The 17,128-nt window shown below is 39.9% G+C and carries 13 protein-coding genes; 5 read left to right on the top strand and 8 right to left on the bottom strand.

The features are described 5' to 3' along the window. The first annotated feature begins 26 nt into the window (after window positions 1-26). The 3 genes from QNI22_RS06330 (at window position 27) to QNI22_RS06320 (ending at window position 5,738) form a co-directional block, all read left to right on the top strand. The gene (locus QNI22_RS06330; RefSeq protein ID WP_314509775.1) at window positions 27-3,005 is read left to right on the top strand and encodes a glycosyl hydrolase family 28-related protein; all 2,979 of its coding nucleotides are present in this window, start codon (window positions 27-29) and stop codon (window positions 3,003-3,005) included. A gap of 82 nt (window positions 3,006-3,087) precedes the next feature. Continuing rightward, window positions 3,088-3,921 (top strand): polysaccharide deacetylase family protein, encoded by an 834-nt coding sequence (locus tag QNI22_RS06325; protein WP_314509774.1) that lies wholly within the window; start codon window positions 3,088-3,090, stop codon window positions 3,919-3,921. Between the two features lie 26 nt (window positions 3,922-3,947). Next, a complete protein-coding gene (locus QNI22_RS06320; protein WP_314509773.1) occupies window positions 3,948-5,738 on the top strand; it encodes a glycoside hydrolase family 9 protein in 1,791 nt (596 codons plus the stop codon). 33 nt (window positions 5,739-5,771) lie between these two features. Here QNI22_RS06320 and QNI22_RS06315 read toward each other — a convergent pair whose 3' ends face one another. The 4 genes from QNI22_RS06315 to QNI22_RS06300 all read right to left on the bottom strand — a co-directional run bounded on the left by QNI22_RS06315 (window position 5,772) and on the right by QNI22_RS06300 (window position 8,655). Further along, window positions 5,772-6,359 (bottom strand): hypothetical protein, encoded by a 588-nt coding sequence (locus QNI22_RS06315; RefSeq protein ID WP_314509772.1) that lies wholly within the window; start codon window positions 6,357-6,359, stop codon window positions 5,772-5,774. Window positions 6,360-6,445: 86 nt separating this feature from the next. After that, window positions 6,446-7,303 (bottom strand): hypothetical protein, encoded by an 858-nt coding sequence (locus tag QNI22_RS06310; RefSeq protein ID WP_314509771.1) that lies wholly within the window; start codon window positions 7,301-7,303, stop codon window positions 6,446-6,448. Between the two features lie 261 nt (window positions 7,304-7,564). Then, window positions 7,565-8,134, bottom strand: a complete 570-nt coding sequence (locus QNI22_RS06305) for a hypothetical protein (protein WP_314509770.1) — start codon at window positions 8,132-8,134, stop codon at window positions 7,565-7,567. Continuing rightward, the gene (locus QNI22_RS06300; protein ID WP_314509769.1) at window positions 8,131-8,655 is read right to left on the bottom strand and encodes a GldL-related protein; all 525 of its coding nucleotides are present in this window, start codon (window positions 8,653-8,655) and stop codon (window positions 8,131-8,133) included. The genes QNI22_RS06305 and QNI22_RS06300 overlap by 4 nt, the downstream gene beginning before the upstream one ends. A gap of 204 nt (window positions 8,656-8,859) precedes the next feature. On the opposite strand from QNI22_RS06300, the gene QNI22_RS06295 reads away from it, so the two are divergent. Then, window positions 8,860-11,469, top strand: a complete 2,610-nt coding sequence (locus QNI22_RS06295) for a TonB-dependent receptor (protein ID WP_314509768.1) — start codon at window positions 8,860-8,862, stop codon at window positions 11,467-11,469. A gap of 214 nt (window positions 11,470-11,683) precedes the next feature. Continuing rightward, entirely contained in the window at window positions 11,684-12,256 is a 573-nt protein-coding gene (msrB, locus tag QNI22_RS06290) for a peptide-methionine (R)-S-oxide reductase MsrB (protein ID WP_314509767.1), read from the top strand. 125 nt (window positions 12,257-12,381) lie between these two features. On the opposite strand, the gene QNI22_RS06285 is transcribed toward msrB, so the two are convergent. The 4 genes from QNI22_RS06285 to QNI22_RS06270 form a co-directional block, all read right to left on the bottom strand. After that, window positions 12,382-14,067 (bottom strand): hypothetical protein, encoded by a 1,686-nt coding sequence (locus QNI22_RS06285; RefSeq protein ID WP_314509766.1) that lies wholly within the window; start codon window positions 14,065-14,067, stop codon window positions 12,382-12,384. Window positions 14,068-14,674: 607 nt separating this feature from the next. Then, window positions 14,675-15,661 carry a phosphotransferase enzyme family protein gene (locus QNI22_RS06280; protein ID WP_314509765.1) on the bottom strand — a complete coding sequence of 329 codons (987 nt, stop codon included), beginning with the start codon at window positions 15,659-15,661 and terminating at the stop codon, window positions 14,675-14,677. 245 nt (window positions 15,662-15,906) lie between these two features. Then, on the bottom strand, window positions 15,907-16,251 hold the full coding sequence (locus QNI22_RS06275) for a response regulator (protein WP_313988957.1): 345 nt from the start codon (window positions 16,249-16,251) through the stop codon (window positions 15,907-15,909). Between the two features lie 331 nt (window positions 16,252-16,582). Continuing rightward, complete coding sequence (locus QNI22_RS06270; protein ID WP_314509764.1) at window positions 16,583-17,023, bottom strand: DUF6326 family protein; 441 nt, start codon at window positions 17,021-17,023, stop codon at window positions 16,583-16,585. Window positions 17,024-17,128: the final 105 nt, after the last annotated feature.

Below are 17,128 nucleotides of genomic sequence, written 5' to 3'. Positions count from 1 at the left end.
TATTACCCAACCCCTAACAATTTTTTATGTTTAAATCTGGTTTACTTATTCTTAGTTTATTGCTGATACCCATCGCGATTCATGCACAAAGTAAAGGCTATGGAGGTACTTCTTTCTATTCAGAACGATTAGCGGATGAAGAAGCTGTTTATTTTACACCTGCAAACTTTTCCATTAAAGCAGATGGTAAAACAGACGTTTCAGATGCTTTGCAGAATGCCATAAACGACCTGAAAACAACGCACAACTTTGGAATTCTCTTTATTCCCCAGGGAACCTATCTTATCTCTAAGACTATCTATATTCCACAGGCAATACGTTTGATAGGGTATGGAAGTAAACGGCCTGAATTTGTTTTGAAGAAAAACTCACCTGGTTTTCAATTTCCCGATAGTACAGACAAAGGGAAAGCTCACTATATGTTCTGGTTCACCAGTCAGGTAGTGCAGGAAGGCAAGAAAGTGAATGATGCCAATGCCGGGACCTTTTATAGTGCTATGTCTAACATAAACCTTCGGATTGAGGACGGTAATCCCTATGCAGTTGCTTTGCGAACTCATTATGCCCAGCATAGTTTTATTTCTCATGTCGATATTCAGATTGGAAACGGTAAGGCCGGAATGTTTGATGTCGGTAATGAAATGAATGATGTCCGGTTTTTTGGTGGGGAATATGGGATTTATACAACCAAACCTTCTCCAGGCTGGCAGTTTGTTATGATTGATACCTATTTTGAAGGACAGCGAAAATCGGCTATTAATACGCGTGAAGCCGGGCTTACCATCATACGTATGAGAGCCGTTAATGTGCCTTCAGTAATAGAGATTCAGCCCAATTATGTAGAGAAGCTGTTCATGGAAGATTGCCAGTTTGATCGTATAAGCGGACCCGCAATTACCATTAGCCTGGGCGAAAATGCAGGTAATCAGATCAGTCTTCGTAACGTTGATTGTCGTAATGTACCTGTACTGATAAGTTTTCGTGAATCCGGACAAACCGTAACCAGCAAAGAGGCTATCTATAAAATAAAGAATTTTATGCACGGTTTACAGATGAGCAGTCTCTATGCTGATCCTGTGAATCACACCATCTCAGAGTTAGTACCTCTAAAAACATTTCCTGTCCCTGTTGCCAAAGATATTCCCAATCTGCCACCTATTGGTACCTGGGTAAATCTCAAAACGCTGGGAGCTACAGGAGATGGTACTACTGATGATACAAAAGCTATTCAGGAAGCTATTGATAAATACCCAACTATTTATGTACCACAAGGTTGGTATAAGGTTAGTGAAACAATCAAACTAAAGCCGAACACCATTTTGATTGGTTTGAATCCTATTGGTACTCAATTAATACTTGAAAATAATACTGTAGCCTTTGGAAGCTTTGGCGCTCCCAAGCCATTGCTCGAAACGGCCAAAGGTGGAAAGAATATTGTCAGTGGTATTGGCCTGTCTACAGGCGCAGATAATCCACGGGCTGTTGCCTGTAAATGGACTGCTGGTGAGCAATCCTATCTCAATGATGTGAAATTTATTGGGGGACATGGAAGTATGCAGCGAAAGTGGAAACAACCTGCAGCACCGCCGCTTCCCTGGATTACAAGTGTAGATCCTTCCTGGGATACACAATACTGGAGTTTGTGGGTTACGGATGGAGGAGGAGGCACTATTGAAAACATATGGTCGGCTAGTTCGTATGCCAATGCCGGAGCCTATATATCCAACACCAGCACTCCCGGACGAATCTATGCTATGTCGGTAGAGCACCATGTGCGAAATGAAGTGCGTTTCTCCAATGTAGCTAACTGGAAGGTATATGCCTTGCAATTAGAAGAAGAGAGCCTGGAAAGTACAGAATGCCTGCCATTGGATATTCAGAATTGTCGGGATATGGTCTTTGCCAATCTATATATGTTTCGGGTAATCCGGGTGAATAAGCCTTATCCTTATTCTGTCCGTGTATCCGGCAATGCTACTATTGAATTTCTGAATGTACACAATTATAGCCAGATTAAGTATACAACCAACACCCCTCTATATGATCCCAACAGTAATTATACTGTCCGTCCATGGGAGTTTAACCGATTGATCATTACAGAATCGGATAACCAACCCGGGAAATCCTTTCAGACAGAAGGGAATATAGAAAAGCTGGCAACTGGATTTGAGTTTCCGGAAGGTATTACAAAAGACAGTAAGGGCAATATCTATTTCTGTGAATCCCGTATGCGGCGCATTTACAAATGGTCGGCAGAGACTCGTCGCATTAACCTGCTGGCAGATTATCCATGGGAACCACATGCATTGTCATGCGATAAGAACGATAATTTGCTTGTGGTATTTAAGTACGTTCCCAAAAAAGGATATCTGGTAGATGGAAAACCGGAGGTTTACACTAATCCGCCCGATGCTGCCGGAACATCTTTTAGTGGTTGGGGAAATTCTGGTTTTGGTACGCTGGTATATAGCATTAATCCTGCCAATCCGGATGAGACTATTCAGCTTTTGCCAAAAGTAAAGATGGGAAGTGTTGCCACTATCTTTAAAGCCCTTTATCCATCCCATCGCTGGAGAGATTATCACGATTTTAATACAGTCACAGTCAATAAACCATCCGAATGTTATGTGGCTAAAGACGGAGTTACTATTATTCCTGTAGTGTATGATCTGGCACGTTCTGCCTGTCTGGTAGAAGCTTATCCTGGCAAGCTGTTATATGAAACTGATGAATACGACAAGAGAACCGTGAGACTGAAAGTAAGCCCGGAAGGATATGTCTCTGATCTGACTTATTTTACGGAGAAGGGAGAGTTTGCTTCTGCAGTGGATCAGCAAGGAAATGTCTATATAGCCGATGGGCAGATCTATGTATATAACCCGGATGGTAAACTGATAAACACAGTAAAGGTTCCTGAAAGACCTTCAACCATTACGCTGGATTCGAATAATCAGAACCTGTATATAACCGGTAGTACATCGTTTTATTGCGTTCATCTCAAATAAAATGTATCAGACCAGAAGAATACATATCTTTCTGGTCTGATCCCCAAGTTTTAAAACGAAATTTGTTAAGTTGATTACGGTAATGAGACCGAATTTTTATGCGCTAGCGAGCAGGTTGATTGCATTTGTTGCTGTACTGATGGTAAGTGGCTTTGTGATCAAGTCATTTGTTATTAGTTCAGGAATAATCTCTCCCTCTGATAAGAAAAATCAGATAAAAGTAAAGGGAGCTATTGTGCGGGGAGATACTACTGTTCAGAAGCTGGCATTGGTATTTACCGGAGATGAATTTGGGGATGGAGGAGAATTTGTTGCAACTACATTGAAACAGAAGAAGATTAAGGCCTCATTTTTTCTTACCGGAAATTTTTACCGTAATCCAGTCTTTCATTCTGTGATAAAAAAGCTGAAAAGCGATGGCCACTACCTGGGATCTCATTCCGACAAACACCTCTTGTATTGTGACTGGCAGAAGAGAGATAGCTTGCTGGTGACAAAAAAAGAGTTTACAACAGATCTTGCCAATTCCTATAAGGAATTGAAGCGATGGAATATCTCATCTGCTGATGCGCCGTATTTTTTGCCTCCATATGAGTGGTATAATGATTCTATTGCTGTGTGGACCCAACAGGCTGGCTTGCAATTAGTCAATTTTACATCGGGTACACGTAGCAATGCAGATTATACTTATCCTGAAATGGCAGATCGTTATGTATCCAGTGAACGAATCTATCAATCCATACTTACCTATGAGCAGAAACATGATTCCGGATTAAACGGTTTTATGCTTCTGCTTCATCTGGGTACCGATCCACGTCGGACAGATAAGTTTTATCGGTATCTGCCTCAGCTGATTGATGAATTGCAAAACCGAAACTATCGGTTGGTGACAGTACCTGATTTGTTAAATTCCTGATTGTTATTTCTTTGCTTACTTCTTTCATGAAAAGATTAAGTATCTCGTTAGTATTTTTTTTTCTGCCTTCCTGGCTGAGCTATACCAATATACCAACCTATACTACTTCATTTGTACAGGCATGGATACGTATTAATCAGTTAGGGTACACACCTGTAGGTATCAAGGTGGCTGTGTGGTGTGCCAAAGAAAAAAGTCAGATTAAGGAGTTTGAACTAGTGGATGCTACTACAAAGAAGGTTGTTTTTAAAGGGGATGTTGGAAAAGCGTTTGGAGCTTATGGACCTTTTCTAGATACCTACCGACTTGATTTCTCTAAGTTCCAGCGGACAGGGCAGTTTTATCTTCAGGCAGGAGGAGTGCGATCACCACAGTTTCGGATAGGGACTGATGTATACAAAGGGGCTGCCGATTTCTGTTTACGTTATATGCGGCAGCAGCGTACCGGATTCAATCCTTATCTGAAAGATAGTTGTCACACGCATGATGGATATGCGTTGTACGGTACAAAAGCGGGCCTTCCTGACAGTAGTCATGTGGATGTAGTAGGAGGGTGGCATGATGCAACGGATTATTTGCAGTATGCGACAACATCTGCCAATGCGACCTATCATCTGCTGATGGCTTATCGGGATTTTCCAGGTGTGTTTACAGACATACGTCAGGCTAATGGACTGGAAGGAAAAAATAAACAGGCAGATGTGTTGGATGAGGCCCGGTGGGGATTGGACTGGCTAGTGAAAATGCATCCTCGTCCGGACTGGATGTTTAACCAGATTGCTGATGACAGAGATCATATTTCTATGCGTATGCCTGCTCAGGATAGTCAGTATGGTCGGGGATATGAACGTCCGGTGTATTTTATTAATGGAGAGCCTCAGCAACAGGGAAAGGGAATGAATCATACTACAGGCACCTCTTCTACGGCAGCCAAGTTTGTGAGTGCATTTGCCTTAGGAGCTCAACTCTATAAACAGACAGACAAAGCATATAGTGATCAGTTACAGGAAAAAGCTAAAACCGCCTATGCTTTCGCTTTGAAAAATCCTGGTGTGACACAAACCGTATCAGTGAAGTCTCCCTACATCTATGCAGAAGACAACTGGGTAGATGACATGGAACTGGCTGCTACCTGGCAGAAACAATGGAATGAAGCACTGCAATATGCCACAAAAGAATCGGTTACTCCCTGGCTGGGTAAAGATACTGCTGCTCACTACCAGTGGTATCCGTTTATTAATCTGGGGCATTATGAGTTGGCTCAACAGGTTAAAGGAAAGGATAGAGAAATGGTAGTTGGATACTATAAAAAAGGAATTGAACAAGTCTGGAATAAAGCCAAAGCCAATGCATTTTATAGAGGAGTTCCCTTTATCTGGTGCAGCAATAACCTCACTGTGGCTTTTGCTATTCAGTGTTTTTGGTATGAGAAGCTAACAAACAGCCATGAGTTTGATGCCTTGGGGCAGGCTACGATTGACTGGTTATTTGGCTGTAATCCCTGGGGAACCTCTATGGTATATGGTTTACCTGCCTGGGGAGATACACCTGCTGATCCACATGCTGCCTTTACCCATCTGAAACAATACCCTATTGATGGTGGACTGGTAGATGGACCAGTATATGGAAGCATTTATAAGAAACTAATTGGTATCCAGTTGCATGAACCCGATGAGTATGCCACTTTTCAGAGCGATCTGGTAGTATATCATGACGACTACGGGGACTACAGTACCAATGAACCCACTATGGATGGTACAGCCTCTTTGATCTATTTGTTAGCTGCTAGAGAAGCAGAGGCAATGGGTAAAAAATAACAAAAGATAGCTTTTAAGCTATCTTTGTCTTGTTTATTCTACCTCCATAGTTGCTTTGGTAATAAAGAGCTGGAAGCGAGGTAAAAAGTTGCCATGTACATGAATGGATTTAAGCTTACCCTTTACACGGCCAATCTTTCCTTTTAACATTTCAAACTCTGCCATAGTGAGCTTCTTTTCCAGAATTACGTACTCAAAACAGAGGATATTGGTGGCTTTGTGATTGCTTTGAGTAATCATTAGCGTATCTGCTCTATTGTTGGCAGGGTGAATAACATTAAAACCTTGTTTGGTTTCCAGTGGATGTCCTGGTAGAATAAGAGTTTTACCTTTAAATTCTTTTACATTTTTGAACGCTTCGTCCTTAGAGAGCTTCCGGTCGTTCATCATACCAGACTGTGAAAGCAGATACATATATCGAAGCATAGCTGCCTGGTCTAGTTCCTGCTCTTCTTTGGAAAGTCTGTTCAGATACCCGAATGAGGTTTTGCTGGCCTCTTCCCATTGCTCTTGATCAAGATAGTCAACCAATTGATTCCATTCGTCAGAGGTGATAGATTTTATCTCCTGAGCTATGAGGAGTTGAGGAAGCCAGATAAGCAGAAATAAAAGTTTTTTCATTTTGTGTAAAAACAGACAGATGTGGTTTAGTTCATTTTAGGTAATAGAGCTTGAGACCTTTTACTTCGGAATTTCAATACTATCGTTTACTTCTCTCGCTTCTTCTTTTGTTTTTTCTTTTTCTCGTCCTGATGTTTCTCGATCCTATTCCATGCTTCTTTTGTTAGTATCACCAGTTTGTTTGAAGCACAATCCCAGATTGAAACATAGGTTTGAGAGACTACATAATGTTGCTGCCAGTGAGCATATTTCTGATACAAAAGCAACGTGCAAATATCTGTTGGTGTAATAGTGCCACCTGTTTCCGGAAGATGTGTATGCATGGTAATTACACCAGTTGTGTCTTTCGCATAGTCGATGGGGATGATGTTTTTATGCAGGGGTTTTTGAGATACCAGCAGATTATTCTCATCAAATGTAAGCAGATAATCATTGCCTATAATAACTACTCCTTGTTTCTGAGGGCCTGTGAGAACATATACTTTTCTTGAATCTTTATCCACTACAGGAATTAGGTTAAGACTGGTGTTTTGGTATTTTTTAAATAATGTATCCTGATTAATCTGAGTCAGTGCTTTCTTGCGAATCAGGTATAAATCTCTTTCCTGCGGAGTAAAGGCTCGTTCTGTGGTATCAATACGAGCTGTTTGTGTATTGAATGTATCATCAAATATAAAAGTAACCAGTACTTTGGGTTCATTTCCTCTGGAGAAGAAAAGACAGCGATTTTCTTCTGCTTCTGTATAAGAGAAATATCCTTCTGCCTGTTCTTTTTTACCCGAGAAATGTTCTAGAAACAGATCAGTACCATACCAGGATGCCATTTCTGATTTGTATAATCGAAATCCTTCTGCTACAATAGATTGTTCATCAGGTTCTTGAGCATAAAGTGGGGTGGATAGCAGAAAAGGAATCGCAAATAAAAGGTGTTTTAAAAGATACATAGAGAAGGACTGAGTATGAAGGAAGGTTTCAACTGTAGGTAAACAGGTCGTACTATATTTAACACCTCTATTTTAGAGAAAATACAACTTTTACACGAGTTGCCAATTGTATGAACTGGACTACGTTTAACAACGTGCTATCGTCAGTACTAATTCCTGCAAATCGTAGGGTTGCTTTCATAAATAAGGTGGTTTGATAGATCGTATAATGGCTATTAATAATACAGGAGTGATAATGTAAACAGAATATATAAACTAATCTCAGTTGTCAAGTTGTGATTGGAGGGATGCTGTTTCTGTAAGTAATTCCTGCGCTTTGTATTTATACTCTGATGAGGATTGTACAACTTGGACAGACGAAGAATTGATCCACCGAATTAGGATTTGATTATGCATGTAAAAACGATCCTCCTTGACAGTTGTTTTTTGAGAGTCAAAAGCTTCCGGATCGTTATTTTCCTGTGCTGCTTTTTTGTCATAATACATGGGACGATTATAGCGGTGCTCTTGTCGCAGAATGAAAAAAGAATTTCCATTTTCCAGATAATATTCTGTTGTTACATAGCCAGTTTCCCCATAATAGGTGGCTTTCATTGCCAGGAGCTTCCCACTTTTGTAAAATCCCGTTACACTACCACCCTCTGATGATCCTTCCAGATCCTTTTGAACTGTATCTAATACAAAAAGTTGCTGATGTATCAACGTGTATTTCTGTCGGATCTCTTTGATTCGAATCTCCTGGTTTTGTGCCTTAGCAGTAAAACCAGCTAATAGAATGAAGATAAAGAATAAGGTTATCTGCCATTTGACAGTTAGTACAACCCCTCTCATGCTTGTTCTGCTTTACGATATGTCACGTAAACAAAATCAAAAAACATAATCCAGAATAAAATACTGGGAAGTCCTATCCATTCATGTCGGTAAGGTACATCATACATGACTAATAGTACCGTTATGTACATGACCAAAACCCATAGAACCTTGAGTATATCCAGATGGCTTTTGGTAGATTTTATAAGGAAGCTTATCACATATATCAGCATGGATAGCATACAACCTGCTACAATAAGTTCCATAGCCATAGGCCAATGCATAATTTTGAACATGAACCCCATTATCATGATTACATTGCTAATGACAATGCCAGAAAAGTATAGTTTATGAATAATGATTTGACTTTGTGATAGTATAAGAAAAAGAGCCAGGAAGTGGGCTATCTGTTCAAAGCGCCAGAATCCGGCGATACTTTCAGGGAAATAATTGCCAGCTATATTGTTCCAGCATAGAAGAATGAAAAAAGCGCCAATTAATAAAACTATAGTATTGATAGTGAGATTTTTAGTTGAGATCATAGAATGTGAGACTTTTCCAGGCAGAAAGGTACAAATTGGCTTAGGAAATGTTATTTCTTTCTGTTGTAAAATAATAGAATGTAATAATTAAATGGATATACAACAGCTATCTTAATCACTAAGAGTAGGTAGGAAAAGAAAAGTAACACACAAGATAGTTTCGTAGGAATCGATATATTTACAAGGAAATAACGAATCACTTGCATGAAGCATATTGACCCCTTATCATCAACTCTGATTGCTATTTTTTGTCTGGTTGTAGGTAATACTTTTGCCCAATCCCCACGTGATTCTACACGAACCAGTCAACGAACAGATACTTCTATAACAGGAAAGACATTTACATTGTCGGAGATTGTGGTATCTGCTTCCCGGATGGAAGAGAAACTTCTGCAATCTCCTGTTAGTATTGAAAAGATGAGTAGCCGGGATATTCGCTTTTCGGCACAGCCATCCTATTTTGATGCATTGGAGAATATCAAAGGAGTGCAGATGATTGTACCCAGCCTTGGATTTAAAGTGCTCAATACCCGTGGATTTGCCAATACTACCAATGTGCGGTTTGTGCAGCTTGTGGATGGAATGGATAACCAGGCTCCGCATATTGGTGCTCCGATTGCCAGTGCAATGGCTCCGGGAGATCTGGATGTAGAGAGTGTGGAAGTTATTCCGGGTACAGCTTCTGCGTTGTATGGAATGAATGCCATCAATGGCCTGGCCAATATTCTCACCCGAAATCCTTTTGAACATACAGGTCTGAGTATACAGCAAAAGGTAGGTATAAACCATGTGGCTGACAAACAGATCTCTCCTCAGTTGTATTCTGAAACGGCTTTGCGTTACGCACAAAAACTTTCGTCTAAACTGGCTTTTAAGATCAATGGTTCCTACACAGGTGGCTATGACTGGATTGCTGATGACAGAGCCGATTTGTTTCCCAATGGCAATGCTTCGGCCGGACTTACTGGATCAGACAATCCGGCAATAGACCCTGTAAATTCCTATGGAAATGAATCCGCTAACCGACGCACGCTATCCTTAAATGGAAAAAATATTGTAGTAGCCCGTACCGGATATGCAGAAAAGGATGTGACTGATTATCATCTGCGAAACTGGAAGGGTGACATTGCTTTACACTGGCGTCCTGTAAAGGGACACGAAGTTATCTATGCCTACCGGATTGCCTATCTGAATTCTATTTATCAGCGATCCAATCGGTTCCGTCTGGAAGACTATCTGCTTGGTCAGTATAGCATTCAGTGGCGTGCTCCCGGCTGGCAGCTTCGAACGTATCTGACGTCTGAAAATACGAGAAATTCGTACAATCTACGATCTATGGCCGAAAATATCGATCGTGGATATAAAACAGATAACACGTGGTTCTCTGATTTTACACAGGGGTTTACTCAGGCTATTGCCCAAGATAAAAGTACTATTGATGCCCTACAAGTGGCCCGTCAGGCTGCAGATGCAGGCAGGCCTGTACCAGGAACTGCTGCATTTCAGAAGCAGATAGATACACTGCGAACAGTAAATAACTGGGACATTGGTGCAGCCTTACGGGTAAAAGCGTATCTGTTTCATATAGAAGGGCAAGCCAATCTGGGCGAAAACCTTTTGAAAGGATTTAAGAACACTAGTGGTATTGACATTAATCTGGGATTTGACCATCGACGGTATAGTATTGTACCTGACGGCAATTATTTCATCAATCCTACAGAGCCAGGCAAAAATCTGGTCTATGGAAAAACAGGTGGGTTTGTTCAGCTAAACCGGTCTTTTGCACAGTCTAAGGTGAAGGTAGGGTTGACATTGCGATGGGATAAGTCAGATTACTTTACCCTGAAATGGAACCCGCGTGTTACAGTTGTGTATTCTCCATCAGAGATGCATCACTTCAGAACTTCCTTCCAGAGTGGATATCGCTTTCCCAGCATTTTTGAAGGCTTTTCGAATGTTACTAGTGGAGGAGTAAAAAGGGTAGGAGGGTTGCCTGTGATGTCGAATGGTATTTTTGAAAATTCTTATATCCGATCTTCTGTAGATGCCTTTGTATCTGCTGTCAATGCAGGAGTGAACAAGCTGGGCGCCTCCAAACGGGATAGTCTTATTGTCGCGAATGCAGGGTTAATTACCCGTAATACCTATACATATCTGAAACCTGAGAAGATTCAGTCGCTGGAGGTGGGATATAAAGGGTTGTGGCTGGATGGGGATTTGTATGTGGACGCAGACTTTTATTACAATTACTATCAGAATTTTATGGCTCAGATTGAAGCCAATATTCCCAAAGGGAGTAATCCGGATTCTCTGGCTTTTTATATGTATGACCGTACCAAACAGGACAGATACCGTTTATGGACTAATTCTAAAACTACTGTATACAACTACGGAGCCAGTGTTGGACTTCGGTATATGCTTACATCTGATTTGTCATTACGAGGCAATGTATCGTTTTCCAGACTGGATCATAAAACTTCCAATGACGGACTGGAAGACGGGTTTAATACGCCACAGTGGACATTGAATATGGGAATTGCTCATGAGCATATCTGGAAAGGTTTGGGTGCCGGACTGACCTATAAGTGGCAAAGCCGTTATTACTGGCAGTCTTTTCTGGTAAATGGAGATGTGCCTTCTTATTCTACGGTAGATGCTCAGGTGTCGTATCATTTTTCTGGTGCATTAGATAGTCGTATAGGTGCTACTAATCTGTTCAATCACTACTATGTATCTTTTCTGGGTGGCCCTCAGATTGGTGGATTTTACTATACTACCGTTACCTGGAATCTTCCTCAGAAACGAGATAAGTAGTGACTATCAGTAGGTAATTCTTTTTTCTAAGATCCGGTCATAGTTGTTTTACGTAAGTTTGTCAGATGGATAACAGAGAAAGAATCTAACACGGATTTTAGAAAACAGACATAAAATGAACATTGCGTTTAAATAAACCGTTTATAGGGTAAGAAAGATTTTTCTGTTGTCTGGACAATCTACAGATCCATTGTCAACCCCAAAAAAAATTACAATGAAAAACAGACCAGGCATAAAGGCCATACTTATTGTATTTAGTATTGTTTGTACCGTGCTCTGTACCAGTTGCGTACAGGGACAAAATGAAAAGAAAGGAAAACCTATGACAAATCCGTATTATTCCCAAACCGATACCACACACCTGAATGTGTCTAATGCTGAATGGAAAAAAATACTTCCGGCTGACTTGTATGCTGTAGCAAGAGAACAAGCTACAGAACGTGCCTTTACTGGTAAATATTGGGATAAGGATGAGAAGGGGACCTATTATTGTGCTGTATGTGGTAATAAGCTGTTTAACTCAACAGCCAAATTTGCCAGCAGTTGTGGATGGCCTAGCTTCTTTGAGGCAGTTCGTCCTAATAGTGTGATTTACAAAGAAGATAATTCATATGGGATGCATAGAGTAGAGGTAATCTGTAGCCGTTGTGACTCTCACTTGGGACATATTTTTGATGATGGTCCTGCACCTACTTACAAGCGATTCTGTATGAACTCTATCTCTCTTACCTTTGAGCCGTTTAACCAGAAATCACACACACAACAAACTGCTTCCGGTAATCATTAAGAGGATTTCCGATAGTATACGAAATTAGTGGTTGATAATAGTATATGCAGTTTAGTTTTAGTCCATTAGTCTTCTTTTGGTTGAGGAAAGACTAATGGATTATTTTTTAAAACATCTTTTGACTATCACCGGACACTAAACGAATTACGTTCATATACAGTAACCAGTTGATGGGCAGATGTGTATACTTTGTGAAACTCACTTGCTAATTCACTCCTGGTTGAAGTGAGCTTAGGGTCCCGTTCTGTGGTTCCAATCAGTACAACATGGGTAATTTGTCCGTGAGATAATTGCTCAAAGCCAGCGATGTTGAGCGGTTTTTTGGGCGAGAGTTGATCAATGACAGGATCTTTGACAAAGTCCCATTGTCTTCCATTGATAGGAAAATAATTGTATTGAGCCTGGTAATTGTGTAAACATACTTGTTGGTCTCCCAAACACAGATAGTTGGATATATGTATAAAATGTCGGGGCAGATGTTCCGGATTTTTAAGCCGTGTATCATATTCAATAGATGTATAAGGCAAAACTACGGCATGAGAAGGAATAAAACGCTCTGCTGTTAAAATCTCCTCCATTTCCATAGAAAGCGTATTCATATACCGGATCTGACGAACGAGAAATCCTGTTGCCAGAAAAAATGTTAGCAAAAGAATTGATTTTTGCATTCGGTCAGAAACAGGTTCTGAGGAATAGGTGGCAATGGTCAGAATAATCAGTGTACAGAATAAAAATCCAATTCGGGGACGGATGATGAAGCCACCTGCAATACGTTCAGGCATAAATAAGTATAGTACCAAAGTCACACTACCTATTACTACAAATGCCAGAAAGTATTTGTATTGACGGTAGTAGAGTAAACGGCGTAATGTAATTACCAGCAGAATTACTAGTGTTAGTGACAGTAGAGAAAAGAGGATTTGAGTAAGTAAACTACCATCTGAATCAAGAATAGTAGTCATACTGGCTAAACCCCATAGGAAGTCTAGTTGCTCATGAGGAAGATAGATTTCCTCTTTACTTTTGTTGGATAAGATAAAGTATACAAAAAGCAATCCGGCAGGTGCATATATTAACAACCAGTATTGCAGTGATTGGCGAAAATTTTCGGGTAAAGAAAGTAATTTTATCAAGCCTGATTTCCATTGTATAAAAGACCATCGGTTACCAGATCGCTGATAGGTGTAACGGTCCAGAAGAAATGCTCCACTGATCAGGGCAGAAAATAAAAATGTAAGCGGATGTGAAAAGAGGATTAATAATACAAGGCCAGTCAATATAAGTATGTTTCTGCGTGTAAAATAATAGTCAATAGAGAGCCACTTACCAATAAAGAGAAACAACAGTACAAAGCTAAGTGACTGATTATAAAAGCCAAACATAAAGACCTGGCTATACAGGAACGGGAAAATCAGTAGGGAATAGATACTTGCATTGGGATTTAGCCGGGTCAATGCATAGCGAAAAGTCAGTGGAAGTCCGACTATGTAACTCAGCAGGATTATTTTCTCAGCCAGAGCTGCTGGAATACTATACATCAGTAATGCCAGCGTTACATGACCTATCCAGTTAGTAGAAAAATGATGATTAAGCTGATAGAAATTGTCAATTAAGTCAATATTGCCATCCCAGAAATTTTTCAGCAACAATGCATTATACAAATGCGCAGGCCCATCATCCGTTAGTGTATACTTTTCCAGAAAAAGAGGAATCAGATAGAGACCTGTAAGAAAAGAAAATAAAAAAATTTCGATTGATATACCCTTGGATAGAGGATGTCTCTGCTCCAGTACCATTTTAGAAGCGACCATTTACCGTAAGCTCAGTGTTCTGTATAGTTATAAGTAGTATACAAAAAAGTAAAGGCTTGTCTGTAAAAGACAAGACACAATGTATTAATTTTACTTTTTTACCGAGACTTTAGCGTTAACAATATACTTAAAAGTGTATTAACTTCCTAATCTATACTTGTATTTTAATACATATTGACTGCAGAATGTAAACGGAAGGAGCCAATAGTTGATAATCATTATCTAATTTATGACTTTGCTTTATTCTGAGTTATTATCTTCTTTCGATTGCCATAATAGTTTGTTTGCTTCATAGGCATCATACAATCCTTTTCGGAAAAGAAGAGAACCAGGAGTAATAATACAAAGCACATGGTACAAATATCGTGATAGTCACTTTAATCACGAGTGGTATTATAGGTGCGCTGGCAATCTTTTTCCCGCGAGGTTGGCCTTTGGCCTTGTGGGCGGAAGGATCGGGAAAAAGTGCCTTTTTTTGGTTACTTTTTTGGGCAAGCAAAAAAGTGACAGGTGGTAGGAAGAATAATGTTCCGGACTATAAAGAACTATGGAATATAGAAGCAAAATCTATTAGATAAAGAAAGTACATAATGAGGTAACCAATCACCTATCCCAGATGATTACTCTCAAAATACTTTTTGACAAGTACCTGAATGTACCGTTTCAGATAGGCATCATTGAGAAATACATTAGACCAGTTTTCATAACGCTGACATTGTACGCCTAAGTAAAAGAAATGCGAACATACTGCCAGTGTAGGAAGTAGGCGCTTTTCTTCCGTCGTTAGGGGAGTGATGGATTCATACCCCCTTAGAAAGCTTTCTGTTTTGCTTTGGTATTCTGTTTCTACTTTTTCTGTGTTATGAAGTTGTAGAAGATAATAGGCGATATCATGACAAAGCCAGCCATTGCCGCAAAAATCAAAGTCAAAAAGCGTAATCTCTTTATCATCATAGATGTTCAGGTTATCAAACCAGATATCCATATGTACTACTCCCTGACGAATAGATTGCAGGTTGGCCGTGGTGAGTTGGTCGAGCAGGTACCTCTGAGCAGATTTCATAAACTGCATTTCAGGGATATCGGTTGGAAGAAACTTCTTTAGTTCCTCAAAAGGATCCATCAACAATAGTTGTGGGGTATACTGAACCCGTTGTAGCGTTAGATTATGTGTAACCTGATGGAATCTGGCCATCGTTTCACCCACCTGATAATGCTGATCTATGGAGAGACTATGGCATTTTTCGCCAGGGGCAAACGAAAACATCACACCCAATCGTGTTCCTTCCGGTGCATTGATGGATTGAATATACTGACCGGAAACATCTGGTAAGGCTACTGAAACCGCTATATTGTGATTTTGTACAAGCTGGAGTAAGCGGATTTCTTCTGTTATTTCCTGTTCACTACGCCAGTTTAGGCTATAGATCCGAAAAATATAACGGTTAGTTTGATCTGTAATGAGATAGGTGTGATTAACTCCTGCTTTTAATAAGCGACAAGTGGCGGATGTACTGAGGTTGTATTGTTTTTGCAGCAAAGGACTTAATGCATTCGATGATAGAATCGAACTGGAAACAGGAAAATGAGCCATGAAAGAGAGTGGATAGCAGTAAGAACAGGCAAATATAGTACTTTCCTGAACTAGTTTACATGCATGGAATCGATTCCACTATGCTATTTCCTTGAAGGTCAAAATCAGTAGGCAGAGACAGGCCTGTAGGTAAGTTGATCAGAAAAGAATATTTTGCCTTCTGATATGCTTTCTACCACTATTTTCGATGAATATAGATAACGCTACTATACCAACAAGTAATACTACTTACCTTACCTGAAATTTTAGGCCTGTATTGCATTCTCTATTTGTCTGAAACCAAATGGCTTTCTGATAAAGCGTTCCGCACCCTTTTCTATTGCCTGAACATGTGCACTATCCATCGCACTGAGAACAATGATACGTATATTAGGCAGAATATCTTTAATCTGTGAAATATAGTCAACGCCCTTGCCGTCAGGTAAGTTGTTATCCATCAGTACTATAGACGGCTTAAATGCCTTAGCCTTTTCCAGACCATCTGTCAGGGTCTGAGCACATACCACCTGGTAATGTCTTGTTTCCAGAAAGCGAGTAAGAAGATCGCATACTACAGTCTCATCTTCGATAATCAACACGCTACTTTCCATTTTATTTAGTCGGTGTATAATTTAGAGATATTTCTTTACTTGATTCTAGTTATAACAATATCTGTGCCTGCTGTTATTTATCTCTTCTAAATGTATTCTGAATGTGCTAGCCAAACAGGCTGTATAGCGGTTTTTACTTACTTTACAGGATTTTTTATAACAGACTTATTTTCAAGAAGATGTATATACTAAAAAAAACGGATAAACAGATGGTTCTTTAAGTAATTTCTACATTTTATTAAAATAAAGAATAAGGCCTCTAAAGGTGTTACTAATTCTCTACACTACTATACATCTGATAAATGCTACAGCCAGGTTTCTGCTCTCTCTTCTACAGAGGGTTATCCTGTGTTTGCTGCCTGGGCCATGTCCATGCATACCACACAATGGTACCGGTGAGAACAATTTCCACAACTGCCAGATAACTATAGAAGATCATCCATGTATCATTGGTGGTAATGAGTATAAGGGTCATTATGAGAGTAAAAAAGATTCCAAATACCAGATTGAACCAGCGACTTATCTGTGGTTTGAGAACAAGAGATAGAAAGATCATAAGACTGGGGACAGTCATAAGAAGAGAAAAGCACAAAAGTGAAATAGGAGTAGTTGTACCTACTCCAGACTGACCTTCCATCAGATGTTTGATACGTCCTGGCACAAATAGCGAGAAAAAATCACCATATACATAGCAAAACATTACTGCTGTCCACAAAGCTGCAAGCTTAATTCTGACATTTACCTGAAAATCCTGGAGTGTATGGGTATGCATAACCGTTAGTGAAAATAAAAAGTACAGCATTTATGCAAAATCCTTTGTAAAGTAACCCTGAAGTTATTCTATCACTATCTAAATAGATGCGATAGTGATAGAATA

Origin of the sequence: Xanthocytophaga agilis, assembly GCF_030068605.1 — a bacterium.
GTDB classification, from domain to species: Bacteria; Bacteroidota; Bacteroidia; order Cytophagales; family 172606-1; genus Xanthocytophaga; species Xanthocytophaga agilis.
Note: the sequence above shows the minus strand (reverse complement) of the source record. Positions and strands in the feature narration are given on the sequence as shown.

Excerpts from the sequence above, each read along its gene's own strand:
- msrB (WP_314509767.1), top strand. The coding sequence starts at position 11,684 with ATGAAAAACAGACCAGGCATAAAGGCCATACTTATTGTATTTAGTATT.
- QNI22_RS06300 (WP_314509769.1), bottom strand. The coding sequence starts at position 8,655 with ATGATCTCAACTAAAAATCTCACTATCAATACTATAGTTTTATTAATT.
- QNI22_RS06330 (WP_314509775.1), top strand. The coding sequence starts at position 27 with ATGTTTAAATCTGGTTTACTTATTCTTAGTTTATTGCTGATACCCATC.
- QNI22_RS06315 (WP_314509772.1), bottom strand. The coding sequence starts at position 6,359 with ATGAAAAAACTTTTATTTCTGCTTATCTGGCTTCCTCAACTCCTCATA.
- QNI22_RS06295 (WP_314509768.1), top strand. The coding sequence starts at position 8,860 with ATGAAGCATATTGACCCCTTATCATCAACTCTGATTGCTATTTTTTGT.
- QNI22_RS06270 (WP_314509764.1), bottom strand. The coding sequence starts at position 17,023 with ATGCATACCCATACACTCCAGGATTTTCAGGTAAATGTCAGAATTAAG.
- QNI22_RS06320 (WP_314509773.1), top strand. The coding sequence starts at position 3,948 with ATGAAAAGATTAAGTATCTCGTTAGTATTTTTTTTTCTGCCTTCCTGG.
- QNI22_RS06280 (WP_314509765.1), bottom strand. The coding sequence starts at position 15,661 with ATGGCTCATTTTCCTGTTTCCAGTTCGATTCTATCATCGAATGCATTA.
- QNI22_RS06285 (WP_314509766.1), bottom strand. The coding sequence starts at position 14,067 with ATGGTCGCTTCTAAAATGGTACTGGAGCAGAGACATCCTCTATCCAAG.
- QNI22_RS06325 (WP_314509774.1), top strand. The coding sequence starts at position 3,088 with ATGAGACCGAATTTTTATGCGCTAGCGAGCAGGTTGATTGCATTTGTT.
- QNI22_RS06310 (WP_314509771.1), bottom strand. The coding sequence starts at position 7,303 with ATGTATCTTTTAAAACACCTTTTATTTGCGATTCCTTTTCTGCTATCC.
- QNI22_RS06305 (WP_314509770.1), bottom strand. The coding sequence starts at position 8,134 with ATGAGAGGGGTTGTACTAACTGTCAAATGGCAGATAACCTTATTCTTT.
- QNI22_RS06275 (WP_313988957.1), bottom strand. The coding sequence starts at position 16,251 with ATGGAAAGTAGCGTGTTGATTATCGAAGATGAGACTGTAGTATGCGAT.